Genomic DNA, 16,964 nt, shown 5'->3' on the forward strand with positions numbered 1-16,964 from the left:
CCCTTTACAAAATGATTTGATGCCAATTACCGCCATGAAAGAATACGAACCAAACGAAAACGCATGTAAGGCCGATACAGAGATTTTCGAAAATCGTACCGGACCAAGTACCGGTACTCATGATCCGCAGTTTTAGGCGGAATTTAAACGGAGGCAGCGGCCGGATTCCGCGATCGGTTGGAATATCGCAAATCAAATGGATGAGATACGATAGCCCGCCGGCAATCCATAACGCATCGTCATGCTGATGCGAAGCGAAGAAAAGGACAGTGGGCCAGCCAATGGCCGCATAGAGAGTATGGGTCAGGCCGCGGTGCTTGACGATGGAACAAATGACCAGGATGCTCCCGATCACGTAATTCCATGGGATATAGGAGTGTCCGAACGCGATAAGTCCAATGCCAAGAAGGAACATCACGATCCCTCGCAGCGTGCGAGTAGGCATAAAGCCGAGCAGCGCTACGAGCGCAGCCGTCGCGTCCGTCCATACAGAATGGGATTTTGTTGAGAAGTACAAGTAAACCCCAACCGCTATAAGGAAGAACTGCAGCGCCCTTAAAAACGGAGTTGGAATCGTCCTTGATGCAAGGAGCGCATTTGGCTCATCCATATCTGGAAGAAGCGCGCTGACGGCCGTAACGGCGATGACTGGCAACGTAATTTTTTCATGGGCCATGGCGAGAATGGATAACGTTAAGCCTGTACTTATAACCAAATGGGATCGTCCCATCAAAATGATCGACTTCCTTTCATTAACAAGGTAGGATTTTTACAATGTCCTGAAGTTTTGTCGAGTATTGGCACTTGGGAAGGTTGCTAATGATCATTTTTCCATAGCGCTTAGTCAAAATCCGATTATCCAATATGATGACAGCTCCTTGGCATTTCATGGAACGATTAAGGCGCCCGAAGCCTTGTTTCAGCTTCACCATCATTTTTGGAAAGAGGTAGTCAAAGAAACTGCTTCGATTGGCCTGTTCGATTACTGCCAGTTGCGCTTGAATCAGCGGCTCGTTCGGCATTGGAAAGGGCAGCTTAGCAATCACAACGGTTGTGAGGGCATCGCCGGCGACGTCTACCCCTGTCCAAAAGCTCGAGCATCCCAGTACGATGGTCCGAGGATCGCTCTTTAACTGCTGGATGATTTTCTCCCGATCGCAGCCGGGAAACTGAACTAAGAGGTTTAGCCCGCGTTCCGTGCAATACGTTTGGAGGTCTTTCCCTACCTGGTTCATCGTCTCAAAGCTTGTGAACAGAGCGAGCATGCGGCCGCCGGAGTACATCAGTATTTCTTCGAGCTTTTCCACCAAATATTTATGGTACCCGGGGCTGACCGGATCAGGGGCATCATCGGGACAAATGATCATCGTCTTTTTCTCATACTCGAAGGGGCTATCCACGATGATGCTATCGTAATCCTTCACGCCAATGCGGCCGGCGTAGAAGGAGAACGTTTTTCCTGAATTTGTTACCGTCGATATCGTTGCGCTGGCCAGAATAACCGGAACTTTATCGAACAGTCCCTGTGTCAAGATGACCTTCGGGTAGAGCGGCGCCGCATGGAGTGTGACATTATTTTTTCCGTGTACGGTCACCCAATAGGCCCATGATCGTTTTGCATTCTCACCGATAAAATCAAGATCGTCGTTTCCCTCAAAGAGACGATCCAAGACGTCGGAGACACCACGCAAATTGAGATTCTTTATTTTTTCGATAAAGGCGCCCAAAAGGGAACAAACCTCGGATACATCGATCTTCTGACCCAATAGCTTAAAAGCAATCGGCCTCCCGTTTTCGTCCTTCATTCCCTTCCCGACCAAAGCATAGACTTCATCCATCTTCCGGTGGAACATTTGTCGCATTTGTGTAAGTTCTAATTGGGTGGCCTTGTCCAAATCATTAAAGGAATTTCGCTGAAATAAGGTGTCGAACAATATTTCAAACCGGTTCATATCTACTTCCTTCTCAAACACGTTGCAGCAAACATCCTCGATCTCATGCGCCTCGTCGAAGATTACCGCATCATAAGGGGGAAGAGAACCATTGCCTGTCTTCTTTCGCATTTTAAGGTCATTGAAGAAATAGGCAAAATTTGTAACAATGATGTGCGCTTTATACATTTTCTCCTTCAAGACTTCCAGCATACAATTGTCGGGTTTGGTGACGGCCGGACAATTCGAAGCACTAATTTTTCTCCACAAGCTATCCTCGATGTCGAAGCCGAGCGCGGTGCGATCGCCTATACGTTCTTCGTTCACTTTTTTGAAAATACGCTGTACCAATTTCGCTTCTTGATCGAAGCTTCGGAGTTTTTCTTGCCAGAGTGATTGGAGTCTCGTATTGCATATGTAGTGGTCTTTGCCTTTGACGAGCTGATACTTGAGGTTGAAGTTCTCCATCTTCAATATCTGAGCGACACGGGGCAGCTCAACGTTCACGATCTGCGTCATAAGAGGGATCGTGTGCGTACAGACGATAACCGTCTTCTTGTTTTCAACTGCCCAGCGTGCTGCAGGTATTAAATATCCGAGGGATTTACCAGTACCGGTACCGGCTTCGCAAAGAAGATGGCGGCCTTGCCCGAAGGCATAGCCTACCTTGGTTGAAATGAGAATTTGTGGTGCCCTCGGCGTGTATCCTTGAACGAGCTTTGAAAGGTGACCGCCGGCGCCGAGAGCGCGCTGAATAAATTCTTCCAAACCCAAACCATTCCCCTCTACTCGATATTAATTAGTTAATTTATTATATAATATATTAATTAATATAGTACCAAATCCCTATGAAAAATCAAAATCTTTTTATTATTTTTTTAATGTATAGGTGTAGGGGCATTTTACTGACCGATTTCGGTTAGTCCGGCGCAGTTCTGCTTGTTGAAATGGAGAGTCGTCGACTGGCCAATATCGGGTACAGCCGAGATACGTGAATTTTAGATCACAGTCTAGATATAGTTACCAAAACACATAAAAGCAACGAAAAAAGGTGTTCTAGTTGGCACTTGGTGACAGCTTCGCTAATGCTAAGCGTATAAAACCGTCAAAATGTTGGCGCTACCCCAATTAGACTAACATATGTACATTCCTTAGTAGCATAATCTGTAGCATGGAAAGGAGGACGGTGCAATGACCGCGGACGAGTTGAATATTTGGATGGATAGCTGGCTAGACTGGCTTCGAAGACAACCTGAGCTTTCAGTGTCTAGGGAGATTTTGAACCCGTTTGAAAATTACCTACAGCGGCTCTATGACTGGCTTGATCCTCAAAAAAACGTGGATTGGAGGACTAAAGTGGCGTTACTTTGGTGGTGGGCCGAATTTAGGGCCAGTCTTGACTGCGGCAAAGTAGTGGATATTGATAGGCAAATGAGGGCATTGCAAGCAAGGTTCTTTGAGGCCAATAGGATCTACCAGCCCGACACGGATGTGATTAAGAACCTTTACGGAGCCTATGCGGCGGCCTATGGACAAATAGGTAGGTGTAGGCAAATGGCTGGCGCTACTCTATGAGCTATTTTTACACGTATGTCGGCTGTATCCGAATATGAAGCTGCTCCCACTCCAAATCGCTCATAGGGGTCCCGCCGATATTCGAAAAAAATAAAGTATTAGACCGTAACTCTTGATTTGACACATATTTTTGGTTTCAAAATCGGTTAGCAAACGAAAATCAGTTTTAGACTGGCCCCGCGATTAAGGTAAGTCAAAAGACGAAACCAGAAAATAAATTATTAGACTCCGCAGAGCGCCCCGGTCGCAGCCGTCTCCGGGCGCGCCGTCCCTTCGCGGGCCGCTTCCGGAAGAACCCGAAGCACGACCTGCAGCGTAGCCACCCGGCCGCTGCCGTCACCGGCGCACAGCTCAGTGCGTGGATGGCATCCGGAAGAAACCAGAGCGAGAGCCGCCGCAGCTTCGCGGGATGCATCCTGAAGAAATCAGGAGCGAGAGCTGGCGCCGCTGGCGCGCCAGTCTACAACTTTATTTTCACAGTCTAACACTTTATTTTTCAGTCTACTTTATTTTCTTCGGACAGCCGACATTAACGAATGCTGGCGGGGACCCCTCATACGTAATGCTTACCACCGATCACCTCAAAATAACTCGCTTCTTTTCGATTGACTTGGTGTACAAAGATAATAAAGTAATAGACATGTGAAGTTGATTCGATAGAGTTTATGGGTGGAAAACCGCCAGCTTATGAGAAATAAGTTATAGACTGGTCTGAGATTATGAAGTGTTAAGAGACAAAATCAAATAATAAAGTAGACTGTACGCCTGGCTGCCGTTGCCGGCGTGCTGATCGCAAAGCCTGGATTTATCCGGAAGAAGCAGAAGAATGAGCTGAAGCCGCTCAAGCGGGTACAGCCGACATACACAAACAGGTCACTTGATGGTAATGAATACCATTAAGTGACCTGTTTTTTATTGGGGGTTATTACGTGGGAGCGTAATGAATAACTGTGATACGGTTCACCGCGCTGTCTATAACGGCAACCGTAAGCGTAGGCAGGCAAGACACATCTAGCTTAGCTGTCGGATTGGAAGCGATTAAGCAACGTATACCGTTTATTTCATCACGGTGCACGAGCTGGTTCAGACGTTACAGACGGCACTATTAGGTATTTTGATTTTCTAATAGTGCGATTGGTCGAGGTAATAACGGCGTTTTCTGCATCAACATTTGCACCTCATCTGCATTGAGCGACAAGTCGTTTACTGCTGGCAAATACATATCAACGTTGCAAAATGTGATACGGTTCTTTTTGTCACTTCGCACTGTATTAATCGACTCCATGTCAATTCCATAATGCTTTATTGTTAATAACATTAACCAAAATCTCACTACATCATAGTCATCCAATGGACGCATTCCTTCAATAAGGAAGGGCATTCTGTTAAAAACATATCCAGTTATTACAGCGGCAGTAATAAAGGCTCTTACATCTGAAAAATCTCCGCTTTCTAAGATTGCAATTGAGTGATAGATAGCTTTTACCACTTGCCTGGAGATACGCCCAGAAAAAATATATCCGATATATGTATCTCTTAAATACCCATTAGTTATCTCTTTTACTCTTTCAAGATAAGCTACTGGTGAATTGGCGAGAACTGTAAAATTATGCTTGTTTGCAGCGCACCGCTTATACCCCCTTCGTTTTACGGTTGAAACTAATGCCAATTCATTTTTGTCGTTCGACACAACGATAGGAGAGTGGAAATTTGATATGGACTCAAAATTACTCAAAGCAATAATGCTATGTTGGTCAACTGATTTTTCGATTTTGCCAAAAGAATAGGACGAGTATTGCTTAATACATTTTCGTTCCAAATCTTCCGCATCATTATTGTTGTATCCTCGCTGTGATGAAACGTTGTTATATTGCTGTTCGCTTCTGTGGGTATGTCCGAATATTCGCCAACTATTGTCGCCTTTGAGTACAGTTGTTGAACTCCACCAACAGTCTTTATCTTCTTTCGTGAAATCAACCATAGGGAAATGGGTAACTATTAATACCTTTTCTTCTTTGTTTAATACATCGTTAGCGAAAGACACCCACTCATCGTGTAAAGCTATAATCTTTTTAGGGCTAAAATCCTTAACTTTTTTTGCATCGGGAAAACCCATAAACTGCTTCAGCGTTACTTGGCGCTTTCCACGCCGAAAACTCGTCCAACCAGTATCTCCAATAACACAAATATCGTTATAATAATATTTACGGCCAGTAACAAGAAATTTGAAATATTGATTATCTTGCGTTTCATCAGAAAACAGATTGATAATATCCAGATGACTCTTTGTCCCGTTGTTCCAATAATCGTGATTTCCAAGCACGAAAAAACCTATTATTTGTTTTTCCTCTAGCTCTTTCACAAACGAAAGTGTCTTTTTATAGCTATCAAAAAAATCTCCTGCCAAGCATAATATGCTGTCAGCATACCGCTCCTTTATAAATGTAATAAAATCACTTTTCATTTGCGAAGCTGCTTTTGCCTTCAATTTACTTTTTGTATAATCAAAATGCAAATCAGATATGAATACAATCGGATTCTCGGTTGATTCGATAGGGACATTATTATTTGAGATTATTAGGTCAGCCATTGGAATTATCGCTCCTAATATTCAGTTTGAAAACAAATAACTATCAACTACTACAACAGCAATAAGCTCGCCTTAAAATTCCTCCTACTGTGGTAGGGTTCACCGCAATCTTACTGCCCGATAGTTTAACGCCTTTTGAATATCTGGTGTTCGAAAAATCCGCAGAGCGATCCGGTCGCCGCTGTCGCCGGGCGCGCCACCCCTTCGCGGGCCGCATCCGGAAGAACCCGAAGCGCGACTGCAGCGTAGCTACCCGGCCGCCGCCGTCACCGGCGCGCCGCCAGTGAGCGAGACCGCATGCAGAAGTACCCGAAGCGCGAGCTGCAGCGCAGCCACCTGGCTGCTGCCGCCACCGGCCCGCAGCCCCGTGCGCGGATGCCATCCGGAAGAAACCAGAGCAAGATCTGCAGCCGCTCGAGCTGGCCGCCTCTGGCGCGCCAGTCTACAACTTTATTTTCACAATCTAATACTTTATTTTCTGCTGACACCGGTCACCGCCTTCATCGTCGTGCACCCCGCGGATCGCATCCGGGAGAATCGGGAGCATGAGTACAGTCGCCAGGCCGTCGCCGTCACCGGCACGCTGCCCGAGCGCCGGACGCATCCGGAAGAATCAGGAGTGTGAACTGCAACGTAGCGGCTTGGCTGCTGTAGCCGACGTTCACCGGTCGCGCCGCGGGCCTCGTCCAGAGAGAAGCAGGAGAGTATAAGTTGCAACTGCTGGGAATCGGCTGCCGTCGCGGGTCTCGATTAATCCGGGGAACGGTGTGGGCGTTGGGGGGCTACAGCCGGCTCGCGCGTCGATCGTCAAATTCGGGCCAATCGGGACACAATAGGAGCGCCGTTGAGGCAGCGACTATCGCCCGACCATCCGACGATGCCGGGTAAAATGGAGCTGCATCTACCCGGTACGGCCGCAGTTGAGGGTGCGTCAGTCTACAACTTTATTTTCAGTCTAACACATTATTTTCCTTGGACATCAATAATGCTTCGTTCCGGAAGGCGTTCATAAATCGCCTTTTCTAAGGTGGCAACGCCTTCAGGACCATCTTTTCGAACATGACGTTTGAGAATTGGTTCAACATCTTTGTTGATCGTCACTTGTTCATTATCCGGGTAGTCGCGGTCTACCTCCTGTTTTTACACGTATGTCGGCTGTACCCCAAGTACCGACGGTATACGTGCCGGCAGTCGAACCGACGCTAGACAGCAAAGGCCACCGAATGCTTAGGATGGCATCGGGGAGCTGATGCTGGGCCGCATTTGCCGGAGATGACCGTGCCTGACAGTATAATGCATGGTAGTCCGACCGACACGATGCTACGACGGCCGCCGGTAACTCATGGCCACGGTAGTGAGCATTCGCTATTCGTCGGGGTGATGCCGGCACCGAAGGCATCCGTGCTTCAGAGAATCATTAGGCGACGGCGCTGGTCGCCCGAACGGCAGCGGGAGGCACGAGGATGCATGCATCAGATGCTTGGGATGGACACGCCGACGGTAATTCGTGCTGCGGGGGAACCACCGTGCGGCGGCGACCAACGATCACTCTGGTCTGTAACGGGGAGCATGCGGGTGTCGTATCATTCCGCCTGAAGACGGTCGGTCCGAAGGCATCCGTGCTCCAGGCGAACAGCTCTGCGGGTGGGTCCGGACGGCAGTCGGAAGAACGCGTGATGCTTGTCGAATATACCGCCCGAGGACAGCCGTGCCGACGGCATACATGCTGCAGGCGAACTACTGCGCCTCTGAGGCGCACGCCGACCGCTTTAGACGGCAGAGGGAGAAGCATGGGTGCCGTCTCTATCCGCCCGAGGACGGTCGGACCGACGGCAAACGTGCTTCTGTACAAAGAGAATAAAGTCTTAGATTTTATTATCACCAAACAGCCGTCACCAGTACACAGCCCGCGCGCGGATTGAACCGGGAGAGCGAGATCTGCAGTGTAGTTGGTGAACATCAAAGCGGTCTCCTAGACTTACGATGAACATGACGAACTGCTGCAAGATGAGCTACTGCAGGAAGAATCGCTACTGCAAGATGAATTACTGCCGCTGCTGCAAGATGATCCTCCTCCGGATCCATGATGCGAACCGCTGCCGCCACTGCAGGAAGAGCCTCCGCCGTCTCCGCGTTTATTATTATCAACGAGCATATTGAATAACAGAATGTTGGTGAGCGTGCTGTTATCACTATAATCGCTCTGCCTGCTTTTTGCCGAAGAGTTTACGATACCAGCGGATGGCCGTTCAGACCCGGTATAGTTCCTTACGGAATATCTGGCTGGTGCGTTAACATTCCTTCCCACTCTCTTCGGAACTTCTTGCATTGCTTTTCGTCTTAGGTGGTAAGTAATCTGAGTCACAACATCCGTTACTGAGTCTGCAAACAAGGTATCCTGATTTACTTTGAAGTATTGCGAGATTACGACGTTTTGGCTCACTGACCGATTCATCTTGATGACGAGATCGATAAATTCGGGATTCAATTTGGATTGGCCAAAACTCCCTAGTAAGAAATTATTCTCCGGGTATACCTTGAAAATCACGGAGTAGATGAGCTCGAATTTCGCCCGATCATGTTCCCCCGGGGGCATCGTTTTCCCTACGTGCGGGGCGTGGTGTACCATTTCTCCCAGCAATTCTTCGCAGAACCCCTGATATTGCCTGGTAAACATTAAAGCTGTATGCCAAATCTCGTCAACGGATGAATTGTACATAGGGACGCTTTTGAGGTATATATTCATCACCAAGAATCGTTTAAATTCCAGAAGCATCCACGAATACATTTCTTCTGAAATTTCCGGCTGTTCGGCTAGCAGGCGATTCTTTACGACTGCCCAATAGTCCTCATGATTGTTGAATACTTCGTTGAAGTGGCTTTCAATGCAGGATAGAAACGTATTTTCTACAAAGCCCAAATTTTCCGGAGCGGGTGAGTGAAACGCACTCCCGGCATAAGGTTGCGTCTGTTTGGAAGTAGCCAATCTAAATAACCGTTGAATAAAGTTCATTGTACCCCCCCATTCGAGTTGCTTTTAATAAAAGCATGCAGCACCCGTCCTTTCCTATCCAGTCGAAAAACGTGAAGAATGAGCGCCGCGGTGCAAAATGTAAAGAAGATCGAGCCTCCGAGCCAAATTTTTTTATATAACGGGCCAACCGTCCAGAAATTCATTGTAATCAGGACAACCCAATTGATAAGTGTAGATATCGTAAAGTTCTGCAGCCGGAATGTAATGGCCGAACGATATTCCAGCAATTTGTAATGCTGCACCTTGACCCAACTATCATAATCAATGGGCGGATACGGTGTCCATGAGCAGGCATCCTGGTATTTCTGATACTCATCATAAAGCGGTTTTGTGGGTATGTAGCTCCCCTCCTTCTTGCTACGATCGTGTAGCCCATTTAGCATCAAATTCTTTTAACACTGGTTCTGGAAGTTTGCGTTTGTATTGGTTAGGAATATGATTATAACAATAGATCATCTTCTCACGGTTAAAGTTTGGTATTTTGCCAAGCAAGTCCCACTCCTCTTGGGTAAGATGTTCCCCGCAGTTTACGAAAATACACCGATGATGAACTTTCGCAAATTGCTGAACAGGGGGACTTCCGGATCCCGTCGCCGGCGGAGGTCCGGCATTCAGCAAATGTTTGAGAGCAGGGTTGCTGCCCCAATCTTTTTCACCTTGTTTATAGGGAGCAAGGTCCCTCCATCCCATCTCAAAGCTATCCAGTGCTTCTCGTAGTGCGTCGTTGACGGCCTGATCGACGGCGTTTTCGATATTATGTGGCTCCTTGGTAGGTTCGCCTTTCATAATCCCGAATCCGTAACCATCACGGAAATGCGGCCCAATGTGGACGCGAAGGATCGCTTTTACATAACGGTATGGGACATTAATATCCAGCTCTTTAATCTCTTTATTCCACCGGCTTCCGGTCGCCTGTTCCACCCTATCAGTGTAGACCTGATTCGGGATATAAGCTCTCTGGGTATCTTCGCGCTTTTTAACAGTGCCCTCCGGAAATCTTTCCTTTAGCGCGGCCACAACTTCCTCATAATTCAGTTCCATGCTCTCCTCCCTTTAAAAACAGTTCTGATGGAAGCCGATGGTCCAATTTTGTGTCAAGGATTGGTACGATCGATGATGCTCTTGGCAAATTTTTCAAGGGTATCCTCAAGGAGTCTATTGCCAAACAAATAAGTGTTTGACTCCCCACAATAAACATCGTGGTAAAGCCTGTTTTTCAGAATAACGAGGGCATCGCAAATTCGATAAGGTTCTAAATCTTTTGCCAGGCGCAATACTTCCAAAATGGCTATAAAATAATGAGAGTGGTCATCAAATTCATGTAAAGGAATGGGTGAATCGGATTCAATCATTGAAATATAAGTATCATTAAGTTTAATTTGCTCTAATGCACTTTTAAGAGTTAGCCCTCGATTCAATCGCATAACAATAAAATCAATAATATTGAATGATTCTATATAACCTATACTTCTTTTTGAATCCTTCTTCTTGAACACTAAAGAAACTCCCCCTTACTAAACAAATTGTCAGAAAATATTGAAGTAGGTTATACCGATCATAAATATGGCCACGAAGGCCCCCAATAAAAAAGTCACTCTCAAATGCTCCATGAACTCTTCAAATATTTTTCTTGGATTCATCATAGTGCACACAACACCAACGAGAAGCACAAGAAAGATCACAAGCTGAGACCAATTCTCGCTAAGATATGAATGGATCACCCGGTCTCCCCCTTTATTTACTGTATTTCATCAGCGTTTTATCGAACAAGTTATATACTTTGAGCGCTAAGTTTACGCGTTCGGGAAGCTCGAGGAGAAGTTGCTGGAAATATTCGATTCCAGATTCGGTGATTTCGTAATACCTGTTGTACCGGTTATCGTCTTCCCACCTGCTTGTTGCATGTCCTTTCTCGGCCAATACTTTCATTCGCTGAGCAAGGTAGGAGTCGTTGACCCCGACGCCATTGAGCATCTGGGTAATAACCTGGTCGATTTGCTTACCATATCGGCGTCCTTCTTGCAGCTCAGCCAGCACGATAAAATCGATAACCTGCTGAACTTTCACCACATGACCGAGCGTTAGTTCTTTCACCATAGGTTCTTGGTTCCTCATGACGGCATTTCCTTTCAAAATGTATTTCAGTTTGTTTCCGCTTTCTCGATATTTACCTTCCTACTAGGACCACTTTATCGATTCGCTGAAAGCCGAGAAGATGAATCATAAGGTCGTAATACTTGAGCTGCTGATCAAAAATAAATTTGAGATCGTCTCTGTTTCTTAAAAAACAGGTTCCGAGCGTTCCATTCAAATCATTGGCATTAAGATAATCGGTCATTTGATTAAAATCTTCTGGGCGAACATCGTCAACGACAAAAAAATCAGAATCTTCATGTGTAATAAATTGCACATGCTTATGCATCAAATTAAATGTTTTAGTCACACGATGGGCGTCAACAGAATGAATGTTATATTGAGTGAACCTATCCCTTCTGGAAATGTATCCAAACTTAGTCGAAGGGTCAGTCATTGAGATTAACTCTTTAAGAAACAGTGTCTTGCCTGTAGCGAGCGCCCCGGCGATTAATATATTTCGTTTTGTTGAAATGCAGTCGAGAATCAATTCTGCAGACGACTCGTCGGCACCCCATTCCATCAACTTCAGAACATGATTGAATTTATCTGCAGCTTTCATTCCGTACCTTCCTTTGTACCGATATAATCCGAAACGTTCCTTCTCATATTTTTCATGGTTTGAAGATTGTACTTAATTGTTTGGGCAGCCGCATCATATTCGGCTCGGGAAATATCGATAATGGCCGATACTTCCTCATAGGGCCTTAATTCGTGAAAATAGTTGCGATTGAACATATCCAACATAGTCACCTTACTGTACTCGCCGAGAGGGTTGAACGGCTCGATTTTTCCGATATCGGCCGGATCTATTGTAAAAGTAACGACCTTCTCTCCTATTGCTTTCAAAAGCTCTTCGTTACTCCAATTGTTGGACATACTAAATCATCCTCCTTTAATATTTCCTTGCCAATCGACCATCACATGATACGGGTCGAAGGTTTCGGTAGAAATCAAGAAGCGGCCGCAAGGATTTACCGCTTATCCTTGTTGATCGACTACGACAAAATCAGTAGGCAATTCTGTGAACAATACATCCGATCGAACGATTGATACTCCTGGCTGAATAACAAATTCCTTTCCTCTCCGTTCGACAGTTACCGCAGCATATGGCTCTCCCAACTTAAAGGAGTAACATACCTTAAATGGGTACGTACTGGACCCTCCTTTGCATCCGCTAATTCGTATCAATACCGGGGCAGGGATTTGCACTCTGCATGGGTGAGGTCATCCGTTACGATGCTGGCTTTCGCCCACCCTCTGCGTTAACGTCTTTGCATGCTTCGTTTACCCATTCCGCCACCCGGTTAACCCAAGTTCAGTCTCATTTGTTCTCACGGAAATGTTTATTAATCATTTGCTCAACGATTTTTTTTGCTTCTTTGGGATTATCAGGAAGCTTAATTTGTTCGGCCTTGCCTTCCTTAACAAGTTGATCAAGGTCAAGAGTGGCAGGGCTATATTTCCGACCTGATCTTAGTGCTCTTGCACACCATTCCTGAACGGTAGGATTATTCTCGTAGGCATTCTTCATAAAATCAATTGACTCATCTTTCATTTGCAACAACCCCTCCCCCTGTTCATTCAATTACTTCGTTGCACTTCGGACAATACAGTTTGAATCACATCTTGACAAAAATACAACACTTCGATTTCCTAATTGTCTTTCTCTGTAGTCCGGCGCCCAAGTTTACGAGCTTCCAGTACGGCCGAAGGATTTAGCATTCTAATTCTTTCACGATATTTCCGCTTGGCAGCCTCGGAATTTTTAGCAGCAATCGGTATCCGACCCTTTAGTTCTTTATCCCCCACTTCGTAAACTGGAGAGGTAAGCGGTTCGTCCCGGTAAATCCGAATCGTGTCATCGGCCGTTTGCAGGCTTGAACAAATCCGTTCGTTGCCGTAAGAATCCATTAGTTTGATTCCGCCTTGACTAGGCATCCTCCGAATCGTAAAGCCGTATCGGGAGGCGTACTCCCGAATGTCCTTCTCCTTTTTCAAAAGTATACCCCCTCATAAATTACAACCCTTTAAGAATTGCGCCGGCATATTTCCGGTTCCCTGCTGCTAGCTGCTTAAGAAAATTGAGGCCCTCCTCGGTTCGAAGCATGTCCCGAAAGTCGGGATCCATCGACTTTTCCATAAGTTGCTGGTTAAGAGAATCGGTTAATTGCCGAGCTTCCTGGTAGGTAAGGCCCGTCTCCAGAATCGGGCAGTGTTGCGACTTAAACCCATTCTCCGTGATCTTCGTAACCTCATTTTCTTCCCGATGAGAACGAAAAGCCATTTGATAGAACGTGACGATATATGTACCTTCATTCCCGCTCAATGAATCCACATACTTTTCAATCAGCTCCAATTTCTCTTTGTCTGAAACGTTTTTCAGAGATAAGGTATTCTTCAGGTATCGGATTTCGATTTCATTCACGCGTCTGCACTCCCTTTTATTCCTGATTATATATCGGTATCGTGGTTGTTTTTGCTGAAAGCATCCGGCCGATCTAGATGGTGTAATGGATGAGCCTTGCTTGTTTTAAAATCTCGTATCGCTGCTAAGAGAATAAAGCACTCGTATGTAAGATAGCTGCTGATTACGGATGGAATGAATTGTTGAGCGAAGAACAACTCGAAAATGTTCTTGTTCCCTGTCCCCATATACGTAATAAGGAGCGAAAAACATATACAACCTAGAACGATCACGAGTTCGAAGCATATCCCCAAAAGATACGATCTTACATAGGACCATAAAGCTTTGAAAGCCTGATGCTTAAAGCCATGAATATTTATGTTGCATGTCTTGCATATGGAATAAGCATTCTTCCAAGCAAATACCTCTTCCCAAATAACAATGGGATAAAAAAGAAACGCATTTCGGTCTCGACAATGATTACAAAATGAAAACACCTTTTTTATGAACTTCGGACGATTTTGGTTGCAGTCAAAATGACCGATCTCATGGGCGATCCCGAAAGCATGGTTTGAATTAAAGGTATCCCACGGAGAGACGAGTATCCACTTATAGTCTAATATCGCATGACAACCAACATCCATTTCATTTGTGCAGACAATTTCAAGCCCGCGCTCATATGCCTGCTCATAGAGCTGTAGATAAGGTGAGCCCGTCGGACTAAAGCTTCTATAAAAGTATGCTGTCATGATAAGAACACCTTCCATTTCAGAGTGCTTAACGAACGAGCCGCAAACCTTTCCCTCAAACCAATCGAACAATGGCAACGCGAGGAAAGATATTACCCCGCTCCAACGCAGACGAACCTGACCAAGCACGCCGGCGCCGCTCGAACAGCACTCACGTCCCGACAGGGGAGAAGAAGCCCGCGGCCCCGCGCGCCAAACGGCACATCGCTCACAACTCTATTATATCCTAATTATACCATATATACGCGTGAAAACAATATACGTGTTTGCACGCTTTCAATCATCCCGCTCCCCATCATACCTTACTTTTTCTCGTATCTATTCCCTTAATACCATTCCTTCTATTATTTGTACCTAGATCCGTACCTAGTTACAGATTTCTACTCTGTTACGTTAACCGTGTTTATTTATTAGCTGTTTTCTGACCTAGTTGCAGGCAGCATACCTACTCCTTTATCCGGATCCAGTAACAGCCTCCGATTGGGGGAGGGGCTGGTCGGGCGCTGCGCGCGAAAACGGGTTGTTAAGGGGAAGAGCCATATCTCAAACCAGAAGTCAATAGTCCAGACAAAACTTATATGCATCCGGCGTTGAAGTATTCATGAGTCGGGTAGGCTGTGGGAAGCTAGGTACGAAGGAAGCGGCAAAATATCTCAACAGGGTATAGATACATGGGGTCGGGATCGCCAAGCGGAAATAAGGAAGCGCAACGTCGAAGGTGGCGCCCGCAGAATCAGGGGAGCGTCAGGCCATCGGCCAAAAAGACGCCGCGTCGGAGCGGGAAAAGGTGCAGGCAGCACCACATCATGGCGGGGAGTCGCGCGGGCACGGCGGAGAACGTGTGCAAACACGTATATTGATATCACGCGTATATATGGGGTGAGAATGCCGTATCGGCGTGGTTTCGCGCGGGTTGTCGTGGGGAAAATACGGAACAATAAAGCCAGTTCCTCGTCCGCGCAAAGGCGGCCCGCCGGTTACGGTGGCGGCCCGTATGGCTATGCTGTAGTGCGCGCTTCTGGTTCTTCCTGATGCGGCCCGCGAAGGAGCGGCGCCCCGGCGATGGACGAAACCTACCGGAAGCCGCCGGTTATTTTATCGTGAAAATTTTCTTGATTGCAAAAGAAGCCCAAGGGATGCTTTTCCAAGGGCTTTGTTTTTCGGCGGTACCGGTGTTTGCGAATAATAAAGATTTAGACCCAACAATAAAGTATTAGACTGAGATAATAAAGTTGTAGACTAAATGCCAGCGCCGGCGGCCGGCCCGTATTGTTATAGCTTTCGCTCCCGGTTTCTTCCGGAGGCAGCTTCGAAGCGATCAGTGCGCCGGGGACGAGTCCGCCAGCTCGATCATCTGCAGCTCACGTTCCTGGTTTCTTCCGGCTGTGGCCGCGCTGCGATCATCTCACCGGCAACGGCCGCCGGCTCGATCAACTGCAAATCGCGTTCCCGGTGCTTCCAGATGCGGCCCGGCTTTGCGTTCGGCACGCCAGCGACGGCAGCGGCCCGAGTAGTCTAAAACTTTATTATCTGTTTTTTGTCTTTACCGCTTCGTAATCACGGGTTAGTCTACTACTTATTTTTCATAATGAGACGATTCCACATCTTCATACTCCCTCGCAGAATTAGCAATTCCAGTCTAAAACTTTATTTTCTTTGCACACCCGGATTCATTTTACGTATTGCTTAATGTATGTCGTTCACAACTGATAACGAAATTTCCCAATTGCCCTTAAATCTGAAAACGGACATTGCTAGTAATGGAGGTAAGAAAATTAAAGCTGAGGCACTTAATCCTTCGCGAGTTGATGTTGATGAAAACGGAAACACCATAATTGCAGGCTCCTCAGACAAAATATCTACAATGGACTTGACTGAGGGAGATTTTTCGATGTATGGAATTGCTGTGAAAAACACCGCTCCAAATACTAACGAAAATAGTTATACAGTATATGCTCAATATAAGTGGGCAAAAGCACCTGTAAACTGTTACACAGATTCACTAGCAATGGCATGGCAAAGTATGGCTGTACCCTATGGTGATCCAACAGGTTACAATTACTGGCGTTCAAACGGAGGAACTTTTCAATATGTAAATGAGGTTGATAAAAAACAAATTGAAGGAGACTCATGGGATGTAGACGTAATATCGTCAGGAACAACGCAACAAGATGGTTATGGGAAACAAGAAATTCGTGTTCCTAAGTCTTATGCTGGACAGACAGCAGCAGTTGCATTAGGCTATAATCATAGATACATTCCTGGTATTGCCGAAGTTGTTTTAGCTTACTTTAGCATCGACTTTAAAGGCTTCTCGCAAACGGAATGGTACGATAGATTTAATTTTACATATTAAAGTTGAAATCGTGGGTATGTTTACGATACTCACGATTTTTCACCTTTCGTGAGAGGGGGAAGTAATATATTTATGGTAATTATCTATGTTCTTCTAACAATAATTTGTTTTTATGTAATAGTGGGGTTACTCAGTATATTTCACATTTACCTTGTTGTAGACAACAATGAACCTGTGTACTTCCTGCTT

The 16,964-nt window shown here is 46.0% G+C and carries 15 protein-coding genes; 2 read left to right on the forward strand and 13 right to left on the reverse strand.

All coding sequences use genetic code 11. The features are described 5' to 3' along the window. Positions 1–4 precede the first annotated feature (4 nt). On the reverse strand, positions 5–730 hold the full coding sequence (locus tag AC0LWT_RS23815; protein WP_474683914.1) for a metal-dependent hydrolase: 726 nt from the start codon (positions 728–730) through the stop codon (positions 5–7). Between the two features lie 22 nt (positions 731–752). Continuing rightward, on the reverse strand, positions 753–2,705 hold the full coding sequence (locus tag AC0LWT_RS23820) for an ATP-dependent DNA helicase (RefSeq protein WP_474683780.1): 1,953 nt from the start codon (positions 2,703–2,705) through the stop codon (positions 753–755). Between the two features lie 417 nt (positions 2,706–3,122). On the opposite strand from AC0LWT_RS23820, the gene AC0LWT_RS23825 reads away from it, so the two are divergent. Then, the gene (locus AC0LWT_RS23825; RefSeq protein WP_474683781.1) at positions 3,123–3,506 is read left to right on the forward strand and encodes a hypothetical protein; all 384 of its coding nucleotides are present in this window, start codon (positions 3,123–3,125) and stop codon (positions 3,504–3,506) included. A gap of 1,105 nt (positions 3,507–4,611) precedes the next feature. Here AC0LWT_RS23825 and AC0LWT_RS23830 read toward each other — a convergent pair. The 11 genes from AC0LWT_RS23830 to AC0LWT_RS23880 form a co-directional block, all read right to left on the reverse strand. Further along, on the reverse strand, positions 4,612–6,096 hold the full coding sequence (locus AC0LWT_RS23830) for a metallophosphoesterase (protein WP_474683782.1): 1,485 nt from the start codon (positions 6,094–6,096) through the stop codon (positions 4,612–4,614). A 963-nt stretch (positions 6,097–7,059) separates the two neighbouring features. Then, entirely contained in the window at positions 7,060–7,197 is a 138-nt protein-coding gene (locus AC0LWT_RS23835; protein ID WP_474683783.1) for a hypothetical protein, read from the reverse strand. Between the two features lie 877 nt (positions 7,198–8,074). Next, entirely contained in the window at positions 8,075–9,109 is a 1,035-nt protein-coding gene (locus AC0LWT_RS23840) for a glycine-rich domain-containing protein (RefSeq protein ID WP_474683784.1), read from the reverse strand. Positions 9,110–9,487: 378 nt separating this feature from the next. Beyond that, positions 9,488–10,171: a Rad52/Rad22 family DNA repair protein gene (locus AC0LWT_RS23845; protein ID WP_474683785.1), complete on the reverse strand. Its 684-nt coding sequence runs from the start codon at positions 10,169–10,171 to the stop codon at positions 9,488–9,490. Between the two features lie 53 nt (positions 10,172–10,224). Further along, positions 10,225–10,626: a hypothetical protein gene (locus AC0LWT_RS23850; RefSeq protein WP_474683786.1), complete on the reverse strand. Its 402-nt coding sequence runs from the start codon at positions 10,624–10,626 to the stop codon at positions 10,225–10,227. A gap of 238 nt (positions 10,627–10,864) precedes the next feature. Next, entirely contained in the window at positions 10,865–11,245 is a 381-nt protein-coding gene (locus tag AC0LWT_RS23855) for a PadR family transcriptional regulator (protein ID WP_474683787.1), read from the reverse strand. Positions 11,246–11,297: 52 nt separating this feature from the next. Beyond that, on the reverse strand, positions 11,298–11,825 hold the full coding sequence (locus tag AC0LWT_RS23860; protein ID WP_474683788.1) for a P-loop NTPase family protein: 528 nt from the start codon (positions 11,823–11,825) through the stop codon (positions 11,298–11,300). Next, a complete protein-coding gene (locus tag AC0LWT_RS23865) occupies positions 11,822–12,142 on the reverse strand; it encodes a hypothetical protein (RefSeq protein WP_474683789.1) in 321 nt (106 codons plus the stop codon). The genes AC0LWT_RS23860 and AC0LWT_RS23865 overlap by 4 nt, the downstream gene beginning before the upstream one ends. A gap of 445 nt (positions 12,143–12,587) precedes the next feature. After that, the gene (locus AC0LWT_RS23870) at positions 12,588–12,821 is read right to left on the reverse strand and encodes a hypothetical protein (RefSeq protein ID WP_474683790.1); all 234 of its coding nucleotides are present in this window, start codon (positions 12,819–12,821) and stop codon (positions 12,588–12,590) included. Positions 12,822–12,919: 98 nt separating this feature from the next. Further along, complete coding sequence (locus AC0LWT_RS23875) at positions 12,920–13,264, reverse strand: hypothetical protein (protein WP_474683791.1); 345 nt, start codon at positions 13,262–13,264, stop codon at positions 12,920–12,922. Between the two features lie 19 nt (positions 13,265–13,283). Beyond that, entirely contained in the window at positions 13,284–13,691 is a 408-nt protein-coding gene (locus AC0LWT_RS23880; protein WP_474683792.1) for a hypothetical protein, read from the reverse strand. 2,421 nt (positions 13,692–16,112) lie between these two features. On the opposite strand from AC0LWT_RS23880, the gene AC0LWT_RS23885 reads away from it, so the two are divergent. Continuing rightward, positions 16,113–16,775: a hypothetical protein gene (locus AC0LWT_RS23885; RefSeq protein WP_474683793.1), complete on the forward strand. Its 663-nt coding sequence runs from the start codon at positions 16,113–16,115 to the stop codon at positions 16,773–16,775. Positions 16,776–16,964 lie beyond the last annotated feature (189 nt).

Source organism: Paenibacillus sp. sgz302164 (assembly GCF_056120505.1).

What these genes read in the sequence shown, in the direction of transcription:
- AC0LWT_RS23815 (WP_474683914.1), bottom strand. Translation starts at nt 730, where the DNA reads ATGGGACGATCCCATTTGGTTATAAGTACAGGCTTAACGTTATCCATT.
- AC0LWT_RS23825 (WP_474683781.1), top strand. Translation starts at nt 3,123, where the DNA reads ATGACCGCGGACGAGTTGAATATTTGGATGGATAGCTGGCTAGACTGG.
- AC0LWT_RS23830 (WP_474683782.1), bottom strand. Translation starts at nt 6,096, where the DNA reads ATGGCTGACCTAATAATCTCAAATAATAATGTCCCTATCGAATCAACC.
- AC0LWT_RS23840 (WP_474683784.1), bottom strand. Translation starts at nt 9,109, where the DNA reads ATGAACTTTATTCAACGGTTATTTAGATTGGCTACTTCCAAACAGACG.
- AC0LWT_RS23845 (WP_474683785.1), bottom strand. Translation starts at nt 10,171, where the DNA reads ATGGAACTGAATTATGAGGAAGTTGTGGCCGCGCTAAAGGAAAGATTT.
- AC0LWT_RS23855 (WP_474683787.1), bottom strand. Translation starts at nt 11,245, where the DNA reads ATGAGGAACCAAGAACCTATGGTGAAAGAACTAACGCTCGGTCATGTG.
- AC0LWT_RS23860 (WP_474683788.1), bottom strand. Translation starts at nt 11,825, where the DNA reads ATGAAAGCTGCAGATAAATTCAATCATGTTCTGAAGTTGATGGAATGG.
- AC0LWT_RS23865 (WP_474683789.1), bottom strand. Translation starts at nt 12,142, where the DNA reads ATGTCCAACAATTGGAGTAACGAAGAGCTTTTGAAAGCAATAGGAGAG.
- AC0LWT_RS23870 (WP_474683790.1), bottom strand. Translation starts at nt 12,821, where the DNA reads ATGAAAGATGAGTCAATTGATTTTATGAAGAATGCCTACGAGAATAAT.
- AC0LWT_RS23885 (WP_474683793.1), top strand. Translation starts at nt 16,113, where the DNA reads ATGTCGTTCACAACTGATAACGAAATTTCCCAATTGCCCTTAAATCTG.